General features: G+C 44.3%; 14 protein-coding genes. All 14 read right to left on the bottom strand.

The features are described 5' to 3' along the window. Positions 1 to 8: 8 nt before the first annotated feature. The 14 genes from yycI to NSS67_RS02895 all read right to left on the bottom strand — a co-directional run bounded on the left by yycI (position 9) and on the right by NSS67_RS02895 (position 15,909). Positions 9 to 749: a two-component system regulatory protein YycI gene (gene yycI, locus NSS67_RS02960; RefSeq protein ID WP_339318226.1), complete on the bottom strand. Its 741-nt coding sequence runs from the start codon at positions 747 to 749 to the stop codon at positions 9 to 11. 38 nt (positions 750 to 787) lie between these two features. Then, positions 788 to 2,080: a two-component system activity regulator YycH gene (gene yycH, locus NSS67_RS02955; protein ID WP_339318225.1), complete on the bottom strand. Its 1,293-nt coding sequence runs from the start codon at positions 2,078 to 2,080 to the stop codon at positions 788 to 790. Next, the gene (walK, locus tag NSS67_RS02950) at positions 2,077 to 3,906 is read right to left on the bottom strand and encodes a cell wall metabolism sensor histidine kinase WalK (protein ID WP_339318224.1); all 1,830 of its coding nucleotides are present in this window, start codon (positions 3,904 to 3,906) and stop codon (positions 2,077 to 2,079) included. The genes yycH and walK overlap by 4 nt, the downstream gene beginning before the upstream one ends. Next, positions 3,906 to 4,637 carry a response regulator YycF gene (yycF, locus tag NSS67_RS02945; protein WP_339318223.1) on the bottom strand — a complete coding sequence of 244 codons (732 nt, stop codon included), beginning with the start codon at positions 4,635 to 4,637 and terminating at the stop codon, positions 3,906 to 3,908. The genes walK and yycF overlap by 1 nt, the downstream gene beginning before the upstream one ends. 188 nt (positions 4,638 to 4,825) lie before the next feature. Then, on the bottom strand, positions 4,826 to 6,370 hold the full coding sequence (locus NSS67_RS02940; RefSeq protein WP_339318222.1) for a M23 family metallopeptidase: 1,545 nt from the start codon (positions 6,368 to 6,370) through the stop codon (positions 4,826 to 4,828). A gap of 315 nt (positions 6,371 to 6,685) precedes the next feature. Further along, positions 6,686 to 7,327: a hypothetical protein gene (locus NSS67_RS02935; protein ID WP_339318221.1), complete on the bottom strand. Its 642-nt coding sequence runs from the start codon at positions 7,325 to 7,327 to the stop codon at positions 6,686 to 6,688. Positions 7,328 to 7,488: 161 nt separating this feature from the next. Then, positions 7,489 to 8,775: an adenylosuccinate synthase gene (locus NSS67_RS02930; RefSeq protein WP_339320489.1), complete on the bottom strand. Its 1,287-nt coding sequence runs from the start codon at positions 8,773 to 8,775 to the stop codon at positions 7,489 to 7,491. A 209-nt stretch (positions 8,776 to 8,984) separates the two neighbouring features. Further along, positions 8,985 to 10,352: a replicative DNA helicase gene (dnaB, locus tag NSS67_RS02925; RefSeq protein ID WP_339318220.1), complete on the bottom strand. Its 1,368-nt coding sequence runs from the start codon at positions 10,350 to 10,352 to the stop codon at positions 8,985 to 8,987. A gap of 1 nt (position 10,353) precedes the next feature. Next, entirely contained in the window at positions 10,354 to 10,800 is a 447-nt protein-coding gene (rplI, locus tag NSS67_RS02920; RefSeq protein WP_339318219.1) for a 50S ribosomal protein L9, read from the bottom strand. Next, positions 10,797 to 12,803, bottom strand: coding sequence for a DHH family phosphoesterase (locus tag NSS67_RS02915; RefSeq protein WP_339318218.1), 2,007 nt, complete (start codon positions 12,801 to 12,803; stop codon positions 10,797 to 10,799). The genes rplI and NSS67_RS02915 overlap by 4 nt, the downstream gene beginning before the upstream one ends. A gap of 11 nt (positions 12,804 to 12,814) precedes the next feature. Further along, entirely contained in the window at positions 12,815 to 13,732 is a 918-nt protein-coding gene (locus NSS67_RS02910) for a DUF2232 domain-containing protein (protein ID WP_339318217.1), read from the bottom strand. A 6-nt stretch (positions 13,733 to 13,738) separates the two neighbouring features. Beyond that, positions 13,739 to 14,041 (bottom strand): MazG-like family protein, encoded by a 303-nt coding sequence (locus NSS67_RS02905; RefSeq protein WP_170880353.1) that lies wholly within the window; start codon positions 14,039 to 14,041, stop codon positions 13,739 to 13,741. Positions 14,042 to 14,255: 214 nt separating this feature from the next. Continuing rightward, positions 14,256 to 14,681, bottom strand: coding sequence for a CBS domain-containing protein (locus NSS67_RS02900; protein ID WP_339318216.1), 426 nt, complete (start codon positions 14,679 to 14,681; stop codon positions 14,256 to 14,258). 187 nt (positions 14,682 to 14,868) lie between these two features. Continuing rightward, positions 14,869 to 15,909, bottom strand: coding sequence for an LCP family protein (locus NSS67_RS02895; protein ID WP_339318215.1), 1,041 nt, complete (start codon positions 15,907 to 15,909; stop codon positions 14,869 to 14,871). Between the last annotated feature and the right edge of the window lie 289 nt (positions 15,910 to 16,198).

The following is a 16,198-nucleotide window of genomic DNA, read 5'->3' as shown; positions in this document are numbered from 1 at the left end:
TACTCCTTCTACTCTGTTGTCTTGGGACTGATGATGTCTGCACTAATAGCATCCACATAATAGGCATTGCCATTTTCCAGCATGAACCGCCACATCGGCGATGCTACCTGACTTTCGGAGTTAAACAGCTCACCATAATAACCGAGCTCAATCTCCTTAACTACGGAGTCTGCCGGAAAATATTTTTCAATCAAACTACTAAGTGCCTGTGATGCCGGAAGTACCTTCTGTTCCTTATCGCTAATGCTTGCCCCTATTTCAATCTTCGGCCGTCGATAGGCTACAATTTTCTGATCACTGTTAATCAACTCTAATCTAACTCGGAATAGCGACCACTGATTCTGAACCAGCGGGTGAAGAACGAACTTTCCCACTTCACTTTCTTGTGAGTCAAAGCGATAATTTGCGATGTCCGGAATTTGATCCTCAAGCGCCTTGCTAAGGTCAGAGAATGAAGAGTAGATCAACTTACTGTCTATAGGAACATCTAATTTAATGGGTGGTTCGTTCTGCTCTTCAGCAGAATATCGATAAGTTATATTAGGAAGCTGCGGGGTAGACGCCGGAATCGGACACAACACACGTATCCCTTTTTGCTCCATTACCGCTTGGGTTTCTTCGGATAGGGAAGTGAAATCGAGATTGGCACTAACCTGATCGCGCAAATCAATCCACAGCTGATAGCATAGCAGTAGATTTAGACCTAAAAAGGCGCAAATTAGTACATTTTTAGCTCTTCCCCAATCCATACCCTTACCTCCTAATTGTTATTTGAACCACTTGTAAATTAATTCAAAGTAAGCACACTGCCGTCAAGAAGCGTAACCTTCCAGACTGGGAGCAGCTGCAGCTTCTCTTCTTTCACTACAGGTACATACGCAGGCGTCAAATCCTTCACTGCCGAAGTTTTGCTGACCATAGACAATTGATTCTCTAGCTCTGTACCTCCAGATAGCTCTACTATTTTTTTCTCTGCTTTACTCTCATCAATAAAGATCAAAGAGCGCTCATAAGAGGATACGGTTCCCTGCTGCAACTCCAGATTAATGACGCCATACTGCAGCTGCGAATTACTCATAATCGGATAGGATCCATAAGGGTACGAGCCATAATATTGTTGAAAAGAGACCTTTCTATCTTGTCTCCCCTCCTCAGTGGCTTCAAGACGATAGGTTCCATTCCATCCACCATGCTGGTTCACAAATTCTACAGCTTCCAACGCATCCTTGGCAGGTGTACTATCTCCAGCTGGAAGTGCGGCAGGATCGCTATAGCTCATCCAATTCCGTTCCTTATCGACCTGAAGACTCCGTTTACTGTCCGTATAAATCTCGGAGCCATTTTTCTCGCGAATATATCTAGTGCTTCCAACATCGAAGAAAAGATTGTTCTGCATTTGTTCTATGGTATACATGCCTGAAGGCATTTCAACCTGAACCAGAGAAATCTTGCTGTCTGGCACATAATAATCTCCGTCTACCGCCTTGTAAGGCGTCCAGTTCTTGCCGAAATCCACATGCTGCTGCACGTCTTGGACGGTTAAATCCGCTTTTGCCGCTTCATATATAATGTCGCCTCTCGTACTGAAGAAAATGGCATGCGCTTTGGAGTCATTCTTAATGTTGTAAATCCAAATGCGATCGATGCTTTCTCCTTCAAATAGGGAATCAGGTGACAGCTGCATAACCCTCTGCAGTAACGTTACCGGAATGCCAGAACCGAACGAAAGCTCAATCCCCGGATTCTCATTGCGAATCTTATCCCAGTCATAATCCTGTACCGAGTGCCGCTGGAAGCTTTCAAATCCACGCCCTTTTAACCGATTCATTATCAAGCTATAAAACGTTGAGTCCGGATAAAAAAGCGTATGCTTGTTATCGCCCATATGGATGATCATTTTGTCAGGGTACAACAGGTTCTCGACCTTTTCTTCCGGTCCCATATTATCTGTCTTCACATATAGATTCTCGGAGAGTACCGCAGAGTCTGCGCCAGGCAAGCGATAAATCAAATAATAACTCTCAACGAGACTTCCCAGCACGAGTAAGGCTAGAATCCATGATTTCAATCTCTCCTTCATGCCTCACTCCCCCTTTGCTCATTCAGAGGTAGCGTAAAGGTTACCTTAGAGCCTTCATTAAGCTCGGATTGCAGAGAAATAGAGCCTCCATGTGCTTTCACAATTTCCCGGGCAATGGAAAGACCGAGGCCGGTGCCTCCCATATTCCGTGAACGTGCCTTATCTACCCGATAAAAGCGTTCGAAGATCCGCTCGATGTCTTTCTTTGGAATACCAATCCCCGAATCACGTACAGAAATGGAGAGCATTCCATCCTCATTCTTCAAGGCTTCCAATTCAATCTTACCGCCTTCTGGCGTATATTTTAGCGCATTCGAAACTAAGTTCCCCAGGACCTGATCGATTTGATCCCGATCCAGCCATGCCGTGTTAACATCCCTACGAACCCTTGTACTAATATCGATACGTTTCTGCCGAATCTGAAAAGAAAAGCGGTCTGCTACATCCTCCAGCATCTCAGCAATATCCGTCTGCTGAATTCTGAGTAGTGCCTCCTTGGAATCTAGACGCGAAAGATGAAGTAAATCCGTAACCAGACGAATCATACGCTCGGTTTCGTTACGAATCACCCCAACAAATCGAACCGCTAACTGCGGATCCTCAAGCGCTCCATCATCGAGTGCCTCCACATAGCTCTTAATCGTTGTAAGTGGTGTTCTTAGCTCATGCGAAACGTTCGCTACGAACTCTCGGCGTGATTCTTCCAGGTTCTCTTGCTCAGTAACATCCTGCAGCACAGCAATAGTACCTGCAATCCCACCTTCACGACGATGAATCGGAGTAAACGTCACTCTTACGATATTAGAATCTTCTCCACCCATATGTGTCAGATGAAGCATTGCGGATTGGGCATTGCCTTTAGCCAAGGAACCGCTCTGCTCATAGTCAAGACCTAGCAATTTATCCAGTGGAGCACCTTCCGGCAATGGACCTTCTGTTCCCAGCATAAGTGCTGCCCGAAGGTTCATGAGAATCACTACACCATTCTCATCCGTAGCTACCACACCATCGCTCATATTCGTCAGAATGGAGGTAAGCTTCTCCTTCTCTTCCTCATTCTGCGAGAGTGCCTCACGCAGTCTGCCTGTCATATAATTGAATGCCTGACTGAGTTGTCCAATTTCATCGTTGCCAAGAACGGGCATTTTACGATTGAACCGACCCTCAGCAACAGCTGTAGCATGCCTAGTCATTTCTTTAATCGGCTGCGTAATGGTATGTGCAAGAATAACACATAGAACAACTGTCAGTGCCAAGGCTAACAACAAGCCTGAGATGAATACACTGTTAATCCTGCCCATGGTTGCATATAAATCCTTCATGTCGGCAGCAATGTATATGGCCCCTACTACCTTATCACCGGAGAGGACCGGCTTGGCCACAACCTTTTTACGCACATTATCATCAGCAATAATATATTCTTCGTTATCGCTGATCCCCTGCAAGGCACGATTCACTACAGTCTGAGTGTTACGCTGCCCGACATAGTCATTCTGCGAGGGAACAGAGGTGGTGATAATTTTGCCGCTGGCATCAAGCACCTGAATTTCGGCCCCGTTAATATACAGATTATTGACCATGCCACGCAGACTTTCCACAGCCGTCTCCTCATCCGCAGTTCCAGCCTCACTGCCAAATTTATCAGCAGTCAGAATGGATAGCATCTCAGCACGCGCCTTAAGATCCTTCGTGAAATTATCCGTTAACGAGTTCTTCATCGAACTTACGAAGTAAACTCCGATCAACTGCATGGCTATCAGAATCAGCAGTACATAAATAATAATTAGCTTTGCCTGAATTGTCCGGAAAAAGGACCACCACTTCATCACAGTCCTCCGTTTTTAGGGTTATGCATTAAATAGCCAAGTCCGCGCCGAGTATAGATATATTCCGGCTTGCTGGGATTCTCCTCAATTTTCTCTCTTAGACGACGGATCGTCACATCTACGGTCCGTACATCACCGAAATACTCGAATCCCCACACGGCCTGCAGTAAATGCTCCCGAGTCATTACCTTACCGGCATGTTTGATCATATAATAGAGCAACTCATATTCACGATGAGTCAAATCAAGCGGCTCCCCGCCCTTATACACCAAATACATATCAGTATCAATAAATAGATCAAAATGATAAATGCCCTGCTTGTTCTCTACAGGCTCACTCGCCATTCCTGTTGGTGACGGTTTGTGCTGTCTCCGCATTTGAGCTTTTACTCTAGCCAGCAGCTCACGTGTACTAAAAGGTTTGGTCACATAGTCATCCGCACCAAGCTCTAGGCCAAGCACCTTATCAATTTCTCCGTCTTTGGCAGTAAGCATAATGATAGGAATGTCCAGGTGTGCAGAACGAACCTCACGACAGACATCCATCCCGTCCTTACCGGGTAGCATAAGATCAAGCAGCATAAGATCAGGCTTTTTGGACAATGCCAGCTCCACTGCACTGTTACCGTCAAAAGCGCAAATAACCTCGTAGCCTTCTTTTTCTAGATTAAACTTCAATATATCAGCAATAGGCTGTTCATCGTCTACTACCAGAATCGTTCCCATCTGCATGTCTCAGCTTCACCTTCCTATCCCTACTTAAACATCATTCCTTTATTTTAACATACCTGTCTTAACGTCACATCCTACGAAATAAGGAATCGGCTTAACCAGCAAAAAGAAACAGCTTTATCGTCATTTGCATAGTAAAAAATAAAAACTGCTCGAGTAATCTCGAGCAGTTGATGACAACATATGAATTATCTCAGATACTTCATCGGATTTACAGCTGTACCATTCTTCCGAATTTCAAAATGCAAATGCGTTCCCGTCGAACGTCCAGTGTTGCCCATTACGCCAATCTTGGCGCCTTGCTCCAAGCGCTGTCCCGTAGAAACGGAGATGCTATTTAAGTGACCGTAATAAGTCTCGTAACCGTTACGATGATCCACGATAACCACATTCCCGTAACCACTCTTCACACCTGCGAAGACTACGGTTCCGGCATCAGCAGATTTTATAGTTCGGTTGCCAGACACCATATCTATCCCCTTATGGGCACGGCTCCAACGTTCTCCGAAACTGCTAGTAAGCGTTGCTCCGCTTACTGGCCAACTGAACATGCCTGTTCCTTCACCAACAACCTTCGTTCCTCGATAAACCACTTCAGGTAGCGAAGATTTTATAACGGTCTGACCCAACCACTCTTCTTGTACGACCATTCCATTTTTCTTCGTTAACCGATACTGCATTTCTTTAAGGCCAGTTTGTCCTGGACGAACGACCTTACTTTTCCCTGCTGGTAACTGATCACTTTTGCGCACGACCACTTCAGGCTCAGTAACTACCTGCTCTGATACATGCTCCACAGTAACAACTGTAACATCAGGCTGTGGTACCTTCAGCTTCAATGTATCTCCAATCTTCAACGTTAGCTCTTTCACATCAGGGTTGTTACTATAAATCTCTTTTTGTGTAATTTCAAATCGTTTGGCAATCCCCGAAATCGTATCGCCCTCTTGAACGGTATAGAGAAGTGGCGCTTCTTTGCCCTCGGTGAGTGTCTTAACCGCTTCCTCCACATCCAACACTTTGTTAGGATCTGTTTTTACAGGAACAATAGAGACCTCTTCACTTATCTTTACTGACTCTACTTTTTTAGGTGCTTTCGCTTTCGCAGCACTTGAACTTGAGGCAGCCGTTCTTGTGAGCTTACTCGCTGTTGCTACTTCAGTTTGTGGAACATAATGATTCTTTACCCCTTCAAGTACCGCATTTGCGGTCTCTTGATCCTTAACAATGCCCACGGCCTTGCCATCTACCATTAATTGTACACCTACAGCATAGGCCTTCAGCATACCATCTAATTTATTAAGCGTAGCTTCACTATCAACTTCCGGCTTGTACGCTTGCTGCTCTTTAATTATAATGCCTTCTGTCTGAAGCACCATCGTTCGATCAGGATATTTGTCCTGATATTCCTTTTGCTTCTTATCGTACAGCTGGTTAAGCTGTGCCTGATCGTTAAGGTTCCCGATCTCCTCACCCTTCACCAACACTTGATAGTAGGTTTCAGTATTGGCTGCTACATACTTTTTCTCTGCACCAATCAACACAGTGGTTAGAAGTACCAGGCCAACAGCTCCCATAATCCAAGAGCGCCGGAATCTACGAGTACCTTTTTCTTGATGAAAGTGTGTGGAGTCTTGATCGAAATTGTGGCTCTGCTGAATATCTGCTCCGGATTCTGCTTTGTGGCTATCCTGCAGTTTCCCCATCCGGCGCATGAACTTAAATCCCTTCATGAAACTCTCCCTTTCAGTCCACTCTATCATCCGAGATGAGCGGCCAAGCTAGTTGTACGATCTCGATTATATAGGATTACGATCATGAATATTTCTGCTTATCCTAGTTCTAATTTCCTGCTTCTAATGAACCCTCAAAAAGGTTACAAGTGGTTACAAAAAATTAACCCTTTGGCATCCTTGTCTAATGTACCATAGCTGAGCGAAAAATTTCAACTTTGTACACACATAAAAACCCACGAAATACGCGGGTTTTTTGCGCAAATATGAAATTTTAACCTTTTTCTTGTGTCTATAAAGTGACAATCACTATTGTTAATGCAGTGTTTCTGTAGTTGGTGTAAGCATTTTCATTATACTCTCGTATTCATCTGGATCAACATATTTGGCAATGACTTTTTGCAGATCCTTCACCTCATCCTCCGTTAGTCCATCCTCCATAGCCGTGGAGATTTTCTGCATCTCGTCCTGCGGTAGTTTGGACATCAGGATATTGAATATATTTACCTTCTCCGCCGAAGGAAGATTATCTTTTAAGTCACCTAATGCCTCAGGTGTCATTACCAGCTGCTGATCCTCTAAACTTCCACTCTGGCTTTCGTTAGTAGAAGACTCATTTGAGGGTTGGCCCATAACCGGTAAAGCATCCGCAGGTACTTTCTCCTCCACAGGCTCTCCTTTGTCTTTCGTAGGTATATCATCCTTATTGTTATCTTTATCCTTGTTTGCCGTGCTGCTTATTGTCTCTTCTTTCTTCGAAGCTGGTGGGCTATCCATGCCTACGATACTCTTAATCATCCCACCTAAGCCTGGACCTGGACTATCCACTTTAATATCGAAGCTCGCCAGCACCGACTGAATATAAGCATTAACAACCACGCCCGTTGTTAGAATTGAAAGTGTACTTGCGAGGACTGCAATTAGACATACTCCCAGTGCACGCTTCACGATCTTCATCTTCGTCTCTCCTCTCACCTGTGTTCAAGTCTATCTGGTAGATTATTTCCATGTTTTTCTATAACCCCAGTATTGACTAGAACCGGCTTCGGGAAACATACGACTAAAAGTAAACATAAAAAAGAGACCTCTCTCGAGGCCCCTTATATATGTTTATGTTGTTAGATATAAATTGGCATTACTTGATTCGTCTGCTCACGGTTACGGCCTACTGAGAAGATGGCAATCGGAATCCCTGTAAGCTCAGATACACGCTCAACATATCTACGTGTATTTGCTGGCAGATCGTCCAATGTCTTTGCAGAAGTAATATCTTCGCTCCAACCTGGAAGCTCCTCATATACCGCTTCACACTCTGCCAGCATCTTAAGGCTAGCTGGGTAATGCGTAATTACTTCACCACGGTATTTGTAGCCTGTGCAGATCTTCACAGTCTCAAGTCCACTCAGTACATCCAGCGAGTTAAGTGACAAGCCTGTGATTCCACTTACACGACGAGCGTGACTTACAACAACACTGTCGAACCAACCTACACGGCGAGCACGTCCCGTTACTGTGCCATATTCATGGCCCGTTTCACGGATATAATCACCAGTGGCATCATTAAGTTCTGTAGGGAATGGGCCATCACCAACACGAGTGGTGTAGGCTTTAGCAACCCCAATAACCTGTTTAATCTTGGAAGGTCCAACACCAGAACCTATGCATACCCCACCTGCAGATGGATTAGAAGAAGTTACGAACGGATACGTACCTTGATCGATATCAAGCATTACCCCTTGTGCACCTTCAAACAATACTTTACGGTCAGCATCAATAGCTTCATTAAGAATGACCGAAGTATCTGTCACATAATGACGCAGAATCTCTGCATATTCCAAATACTGAGTTAGAATTTCTTCAACGTTAAGAGCTTCTGCACCATATACCTGCGTAATCACTTGGTTCTTCTCTTCCATCAAGTGACGGAGTCTAAGTTCGAATTCCTCAGCGTCCATTAGGTCAGCAATACGAATACCGTTACGTGCGGCCTTATCCATGTAACATGGACCGATACCTTTACGTGTTGTACCAATCTTGTTTGGACCCTTGCGGTCTTCTTCCAAAGCATCCAGTAACATGTGATAAGGCATAATAACATGAGCACGGTCGCTGATCACCAAGTTCTTAGTGTCAAAGCCGTTCTCATGAATATAATTAATTTCTTGGATCAAGGCAGCTGGATTAATAACCATCCCGTTACCAATTACACAAGTCTTTTCTTTATAAAATACACCAGAAGGGATCAAGCTGAGCTTAAACTTCTCACCGTCAATCAGAATCGTGTGACCGGCATTGTTGCCCCCTTGATAACGGGCAACCACATCTGCACTTTCCGCTAGAAAGTCAGTGATTTTCCCTTTACCTTCGTCTCCCCATTGTGTTCCCACGACGACTACCGTTGACATGTTCATTCCTCCGTAGGTGCTAGCCAGCACCATTATTTTTCATAATATGGGCCCTGTACGTCATTCTTATGTACGTAGCCCTCCGGACTCCAAGCGGATTTACCCACTAAAGGACAATACTCAGTGTAACAGCCGTTTTTTTCAAAGTCAAATAAAACGAACGATTACACGAAGAAATGTGCAATCGTTCGGATATTATACATGTCAGGTTAACCAGCAAATGGTTCTGCATGTGCTCGCTCGTAGTTAACGAACTTGTTAAAATTTTTAAGAAAGACTAGCTCTACCGTACCTACGGGACCATTACGCTGTTTGGCTATAATGATTTCAATGATATTCTTCTTCTCCGTATCCTGATTGTAATAATCATCACGATACAGGAACGCAACAATGTCGGCATCCTGCTCGATAGAACCGGACTCACGCAAGTCACTCATCATTGGTCGTTTATCTTGACGCTGCTCCACACCCCGGCTAAGCTGCGACAAGGCGATAACCGGCACGTCCAATTCACGGGCAATCTGCTTCAGTGTACGGGATATATCCGATACTTCCTGCTGACGGTTCTCCCCGCCTTTACCGCGGCCCTGAATGAGCTGCAAGTAGTCAATGACGATCATCCCTAGGCCCTTTTCCTTCTTGAGCCTCCGGCATTTCGCACGAATATCCGTTACAGTAATCCCTGCTGTATCATCGATATAAATCTCCGCCTCTGATAGGGACTGAATGCCCATAGTCAGCTTCGACCAATCATCATCACTCTTGAAGTCACCGGTACGCATAGTATTCGCATCCAGATTAGCTTCGGCACAAATCATCCGCTGTACTAGCTGGGGCGCAGACATTTCCAGACTAAATATCGCAACAGTCTCTTTGGCACGCACTGCCACATTCTGAGCAATATTTAGCGCGAATGCTGTCTTACCTACAGAAGGTCGGGCTGCAACAATGATCAAGTCATTGCGCTGGAATCCATTAGTCATATGGTCTAAATCCACAAATCCCGTTGGAATACCTGACATGCCGCCCTTATCCTTATTCTGATGAAGTAGTTCAACCTTGTCGAACACTTCCATCAATACATCGCGGATCGCGATAAATCCACTGCCGCTCCGCCGATTGGAGATTTCAAGAATTCGCCGCTCTGCATCACTCAGCATATCGGCTACATCTTCGCCACCCGTGTAACCCTCGCTCACAATCTGCGTTGCTGTGCGGATCAACCGGCGTAGCATAGCCTTTTCTTCAATAATCTGCGCATAGTATTCTACGTTAGCTGCAGTAGGTACAGCATGCGCCAACTTAGCTAAATAGCTGACACCACCAACATCCTCAAGCTCACCCTTGTCCTGCAGTCTGGAAGTAAGCGTAACAAGATCAATCGGCTGGCTCTCTTCTCCGAGCTGCACCATCGCCTCAAAAATCATTTGATGCGCTTTATCGTAGAAGTCTTCGGTATTCACCCGCTCCATTGCAGTAATGAGCGCTTCATCCTGCAACAGAACAGCACCAATTACCGCTTGCTCCGCCTCAAGATTCTGCGGGGGAACCCGATCGAAAAAGAGATCTCCACCCATGTTACTCCTCCGTTACCTGAACCTTAAGGGTAGCCTTTACTTCAGTGTGTAGTTTTATACTTACTTGAAACACTCCCAAATGGCGAATCGGCTCACCTAGCTCAATCTTACGCTTATCGATGGAAATGCCTTGAGTGGAAGCTAATGTTTCAGCAATCTGTTTGCTTGTAATTGCACCAAATAGACGGCCGCCTTCACCTGATTTTGCTTTCATAGTCAATGTAAGTTCATCTATCTTCTTGCCCAGTTGCTGAGCTTCTTCTTTTTCGTTATCTTTACGGCGTTGTTCAGCTGCTGCTTGGTTCTCGAGCGTCTTCACATTGCCTTCCGTTGCCGGACGAACTAATCCACGTGGTAACAGGAAGTTGGCAGCATAACCTTCGGATACCTCTTTAACCTGGCCTTTTTTACCTTGACCCTTAACATCTTTTATGAAAATGACTTTCATTCGAATAAACCCTCTTTCGATTCGATTTCAGCCAGCACCTGCAGCAGTCTGGCTTCTGCTTCTTTACATGTTCCTTCTAGCTGTACCGCGGCGTTCGATAGATGCCCACCGCCACCCAATTTCTCCATCACGACCTGTACATTCATGCGCCCAAGTGATCGAGCACTAATGCCAATCAGGCCGTCTGGTCGCTCGCTAATGACGAATGAAGCGACTACGTTCGTCATCCCAAGTAGCGTATCTGCAGTCTGAGCGATAAGTAGCTGCGGAATTTTCATACCTGGAGCCGTCACAACCAATGCGATTTGATCATAGATCATACGTGCATGTTTGATAATTTCGGCTTTTGAAATATACTCCTGTAAATCCTCCTTCAGCATACGCTGAATAAGAACGGTGTCCGCACCATTTCGGCGCAGAAATCCTGCAGCTTCAAATGTACGTGAGCCTGTGTGCAGCGCAAAGTGCTTCGTATCTACAGTAATTCCCGCTAAGAGCATTGTAGCATCCAGCGGACTAATCTTTACCTTCTCATGGATATATTGAAGCAACTCTGTCACCAGCTCACAGGTTGATGAAGCATAAGGCTCTAAATAGACTAGTACAGCATCGTTGATGAACTCTTCACCTCTACGGTGATGATCCACCACCACAATTCTACTGGCATATTGCACAAGGCGCGGCTCCATTGTCATAGACGCCTTATGGGTATCCACAACAATTAGCAGTGTATGCTCAGTCATCACTTGTAAGGACTGCTCCGTTGTGATGAATGACTTAAACAATTCATCATCTTTCCGAATCTGCTCCATCATGTTCGTTATGGAAGGATTAGGAGCTTCCATTACAATGCTGGCCTCTACATTATACATTTGTGCGGCCCTCAGAAGTCCAATCGCAGCACCAACAGCATCGATATCTGGTGTCCGATGACCGAGGATCAGCACGCGGTCGCTTTCCTGCATCAGATCACGTAGCGCATGCGCAATAACTCGTGCCCGCACTCGCGTGCGCTTTTCCGCGGCATTACTCTTTCCGCCGTAGAAAGATAACCTCTGACCTGCTTTTACAGCAGCCTGATCTCCGCCTCGGCCGAGAGCCATATCCAAACTGGATTGAGCTAAGGCACCTAACTCGCTTGCAGAATCCGCTCCAAATGCCATACCAATACTAAGTGTCATGGGTACCTTAAGATCCGCCGTCATTTCCCTAATCTCGTCGAGAATAACGAATCGACTTTCTTCCAGCGCTTGTAGGCTACGATGATTAAGTAGCATTAGATATCGTTCAGATGATAAACGACGTAGGTAAACATCAAACTGCTTACTCCATTCGGTGATCTCACTCGCCACCTTAGCAATCAGAGAAGTACGCTGTTGATCATCCATTCCTTGAGCAGACTCATCTAGATTATCCATCATCACTATACCGATCGCCAGCTTTTCATCCTCATAACGCTCACGTAGCACCACTAGCTCAGTGATATCATACATGTAAAGAATACGTTCACTTGGAATAATGACGGCTTGATAATATCGTTCATCTACAGTGAGCTCAAGGCGAGTGTCATTCAATACACCTTCTTTGAGAATATCCCGTTTTCCCGATGCATTCGTCGTAAAATAAGACTGCATATCTGGCAGTAACTCCTGCAACGGTTCCCCAACCAAAGACTTACGTGCAAAAACATCACCGGCATAGCGGTTATTCCATTCTACTGTTCGATCCTCGCTAAACAGAATGATTCCGAGGGGCAGCATGCTAACTGCTTCTCCCTCCACCCGCTTAATACGAAAAGTTAACCCATTAATATATTCCACCAGATTACGGCGGAACAAAATCTCCGTCTTCAGCATATAGAAGCATAATGTACCTGCCAGGAACAGGCTAACGACCCCAAGAGCCCAGTTATAAATACTAACAATTATAATAAGGGCCAACAGCAGCATGAACGCCCATACGGTATGATAGCCGTGCCAGCGTCTTTGCAGAAATTTAGGCATGAACTCTCACCCTATCGTTTCGATTTCGTCACATACGCCCGCAATGGGAAAGCAAGATCAATAATACCGATAATGCGTAGCGGCGGTAGCAAAATAACCGGTATTGCTAGCAGAATGGCAACCATCTTGTTCCATTTGCGTTCATGTGCCAGGAAGAAGAAAAATCCTATTGCCTGAATCATAAAGCCAATTCGTAGCAACGGCAGCAGATTGGCAGAAATCATTAGGATGTAATTATTCTCCGATCCTGAGAAGAAGAGCTGAAGAACCACGCCAATCAAATAATACCAAATAAACGATCTCGAAAGTCTCCACTCACGTGCAGGCTTCATCTTAGGCACTGCGTAATTCATACTGTTCAGAATCGGACGAACAATAGAATGCGTAATGACAGCCATTATGAAAGAGCTTACGATTAGAGTCATTGGGATCATTTGAACCGTCATATGACTTAGCTTGTTTACATCTTCAGTCGTAAACCCAAGGTCAGTAAACAGTGGATTAGTGGTGCCGAGATCAGACAGAGGCGAGTTAACCATTTGTAGCACATCGTTCACATAGTTAGACAGATCAAAATTAAATAACGCCGTACCGAGTAGTAAGAGTAGCAGAAATTCTCCAAGGATCGTAACCGTACCTGCAATCACGGTAGACATTGCTGAGGCATGTCTTTTATACCAACGTCCCATAACCAGAGCAGGTATTAAAAAATACGCCGCAATCAGTACATAAATAGGTGTAATCAGACCAACAATCAGCAACACAGGCAATACGTGTAGAACGAATTGTTTGGTGTTCAGCGTAGTGAATAACACTACTGCCGGAACAATCATAAATAGGGTAGTGACGATGAGCAATGGAGTCGTTAAACTAAGCAGCAGAAGTAAGTATGCTACGCTCCAAGCCACAGATGACCAGCGAAATTTCAACAGTATTCACCTCTTACGCATATGTTCTTCTAAAGCAGATATATCTTGATACCATTCTTCCAATTGATGCCCTTCTTGCTTATGCTTTCTGAGCTTTTCGAGTAGCAAGTCATCTAATTGACGATAGGGAATCCCTAGTCTGCGGCCCAGTATATAAGAGCTCATAATCAGACTAGCCAGGCTGTCGCCCACACGGGTTGTACTTCCTTCCCATAACGCTTTAAATAACCTTGAAACTTGGTCAATCACTTCCGTTTTTAACCATTCAATTACCTTAGCGCGCTTAGCTACATCCAAATCCTTCGGCACATTGGACACGTCTCTCTACCTCCGGCAAAAAGGCTTTATTCTCCATTATAGCATAAAAAATTCCGTGTCACACAAGGCCGCCTCGCGCACCTTAAGTATGCTTCAACATTGGATGATCTAATACTTCTTACATTTTTAAAAAAGACCTGCTTTCCGTTATCGCCGGAAATACAGGCCTTGTTCCGATTGCTTCTATTACCGCGAATAAATTGGGCTATAATGACTCTTGTGATTGTTTTGATACAAATTTCTCACAATATTCTATGACTTGACTCCGGCGAACAATGCCAATAAAACGGTTCATATCATCGACCACAGGTACAAAGTTCTGTACCTTAGCCAGGTTAATCAGATCTTCCATATCCGCATCAATCGAGACAGGTCTGTTATTCATCCTTAACGGTAAATCTTTAAGCAAGAATTTTGAAGCATTCTCAAAAGTAACTCTACCCTCGGATTCCTTCATATACCAGAGCAGATCCCCCTCTGTAACCGTTCCAGCATATTCTCCATTTCGATTCAGAATAGGAACGGCAGTATAACGGTGAAACTCCATCCTCTCCAGCGTTTGGCGCAGCGTTGAATCGATCGTTACGCAAGCGACTTCCTGTTTCGGAAGTAAAAAAAATGCAATATTCATCTCTTGATCCTCCTCAAAGAGTTCCGAAGGAATTACGGTTCCTTAACTTCCTGCCATGCAAAATTATTTATACGTGGCAGCTTAATAATCGTTCCAATACATTATAGCATGAAGACAGTAAGCAGCAGCCATGAGAATGTGAATGGCTGCTGCAATTATTTATATGAGTTTAGATTCCACTTTAGAATTATTGCGTAACTGCTGTTGATTTAGGTTCCAGTGCACTACTTGCTTTTCCTGGCTCAATTAGTTGATCTACAGGTGTTGCTGCATTCATCCAGTTGTCAATCATCGCCTTAGCTTCACTCAGATCCTCTTCATCGACGATATCGTAATAAATTCCATCCATACGTTTACCTTCACCCATAACTGTGAAGCTTGAGATATCCATGTCTTTTCCGGTCATGAATTTTTTGGCCAAACTAATGATCATAGAAGGCTCTATATCGGTTTTGAAATTATCCCCCATAATATCCAGCAACTTCGGAATATTACCGATTTGGCTAATCGATAACATTTTATTAGCTACAACATCAATAAAAACCTGTTGACGCTTGGTACGGTTAAAGTCACTATCCTCACGATAACGCGTGTAGTTAAGTGCTTCTTGCCCGTTATAAAGCGACTTTCCCGCTTTAATTGTAAACTTTTCGTGATCCTTGCCCTTGTTCACAATGTCTTTATTAATTGGCAGCGGAACGCCTCCAATAGCATCTACAGCATCCTTGAGCCCTTTGAAATTAATCGTGGCATAATATTGAATATCATGACCGAGCAGCGCTTCTAGGGAATCCTTGGCCATTTGTTGCCCCCCGAAAGCATAGGCATGTGTTATTTTATCCTTTTTATTATCCTTATGACCTATAATTTCCGTATACGTATCACGCGGAATAGAGATAAGCAGGATCTTATAATCCTCAGGGCGAACAACAGCGTACATCATCGTATCTGAACGTGCCGTTTCATTATCGCGTTGATCGGTACCCAGGAGCATAATTGAGAACGGATCACTCTTGTAAACAACGGGCTCTGGCTTAACCTTGTTCTCATCCTTAAGCGGCTGGTAAGATTCTTCCTTCAGCTTACTTTCAACCCGATCAGACAAAAAGAGGTCGAAAGCTAATACCGCCAAGGAATTTCGAAACAGAAATCCTCCCGCTATAACAACGACAAGAACAATGAGTGCAATGTATCTTTTCTTTATTTTTTTCATCTTTGATTTCTTCATTTTTGATTCCTTCTTTATTGTAGAATAATTGCTTGCCATATATATAATGCTTCCTGATCTTTATCAGGCAGTCATGACTTTATTTCTCACGGCGATCGGCTGTCCCTATTCCATTATCTTATTGTCCCCCCTTTCAGGAAATTCAGGTCATTCAAAATTATAGAAAAAAAGTTTTTGGCGGTCCTAAAAAAAAGTGAACTAAAACAATATTTCTATTGTAATCACTAAATGGATAAAAAGAAACAACAAATAACGACATGAATAGGGAAAAAGCACCAAACCAAGTAAT

Origin of the sequence: Paenibacillus sp. FSL R10-2734 (assembly GCF_037963865.1) — a bacterium.
Classification (GTDB): Bacteria; Bacillota; Bacilli; order Paenibacillales; family Paenibacillaceae; genus Paenibacillus_AQ.
Note: the sequence above shows the minus strand (reverse complement) of the source record. Positions and strands in the feature narration are given on the sequence as shown.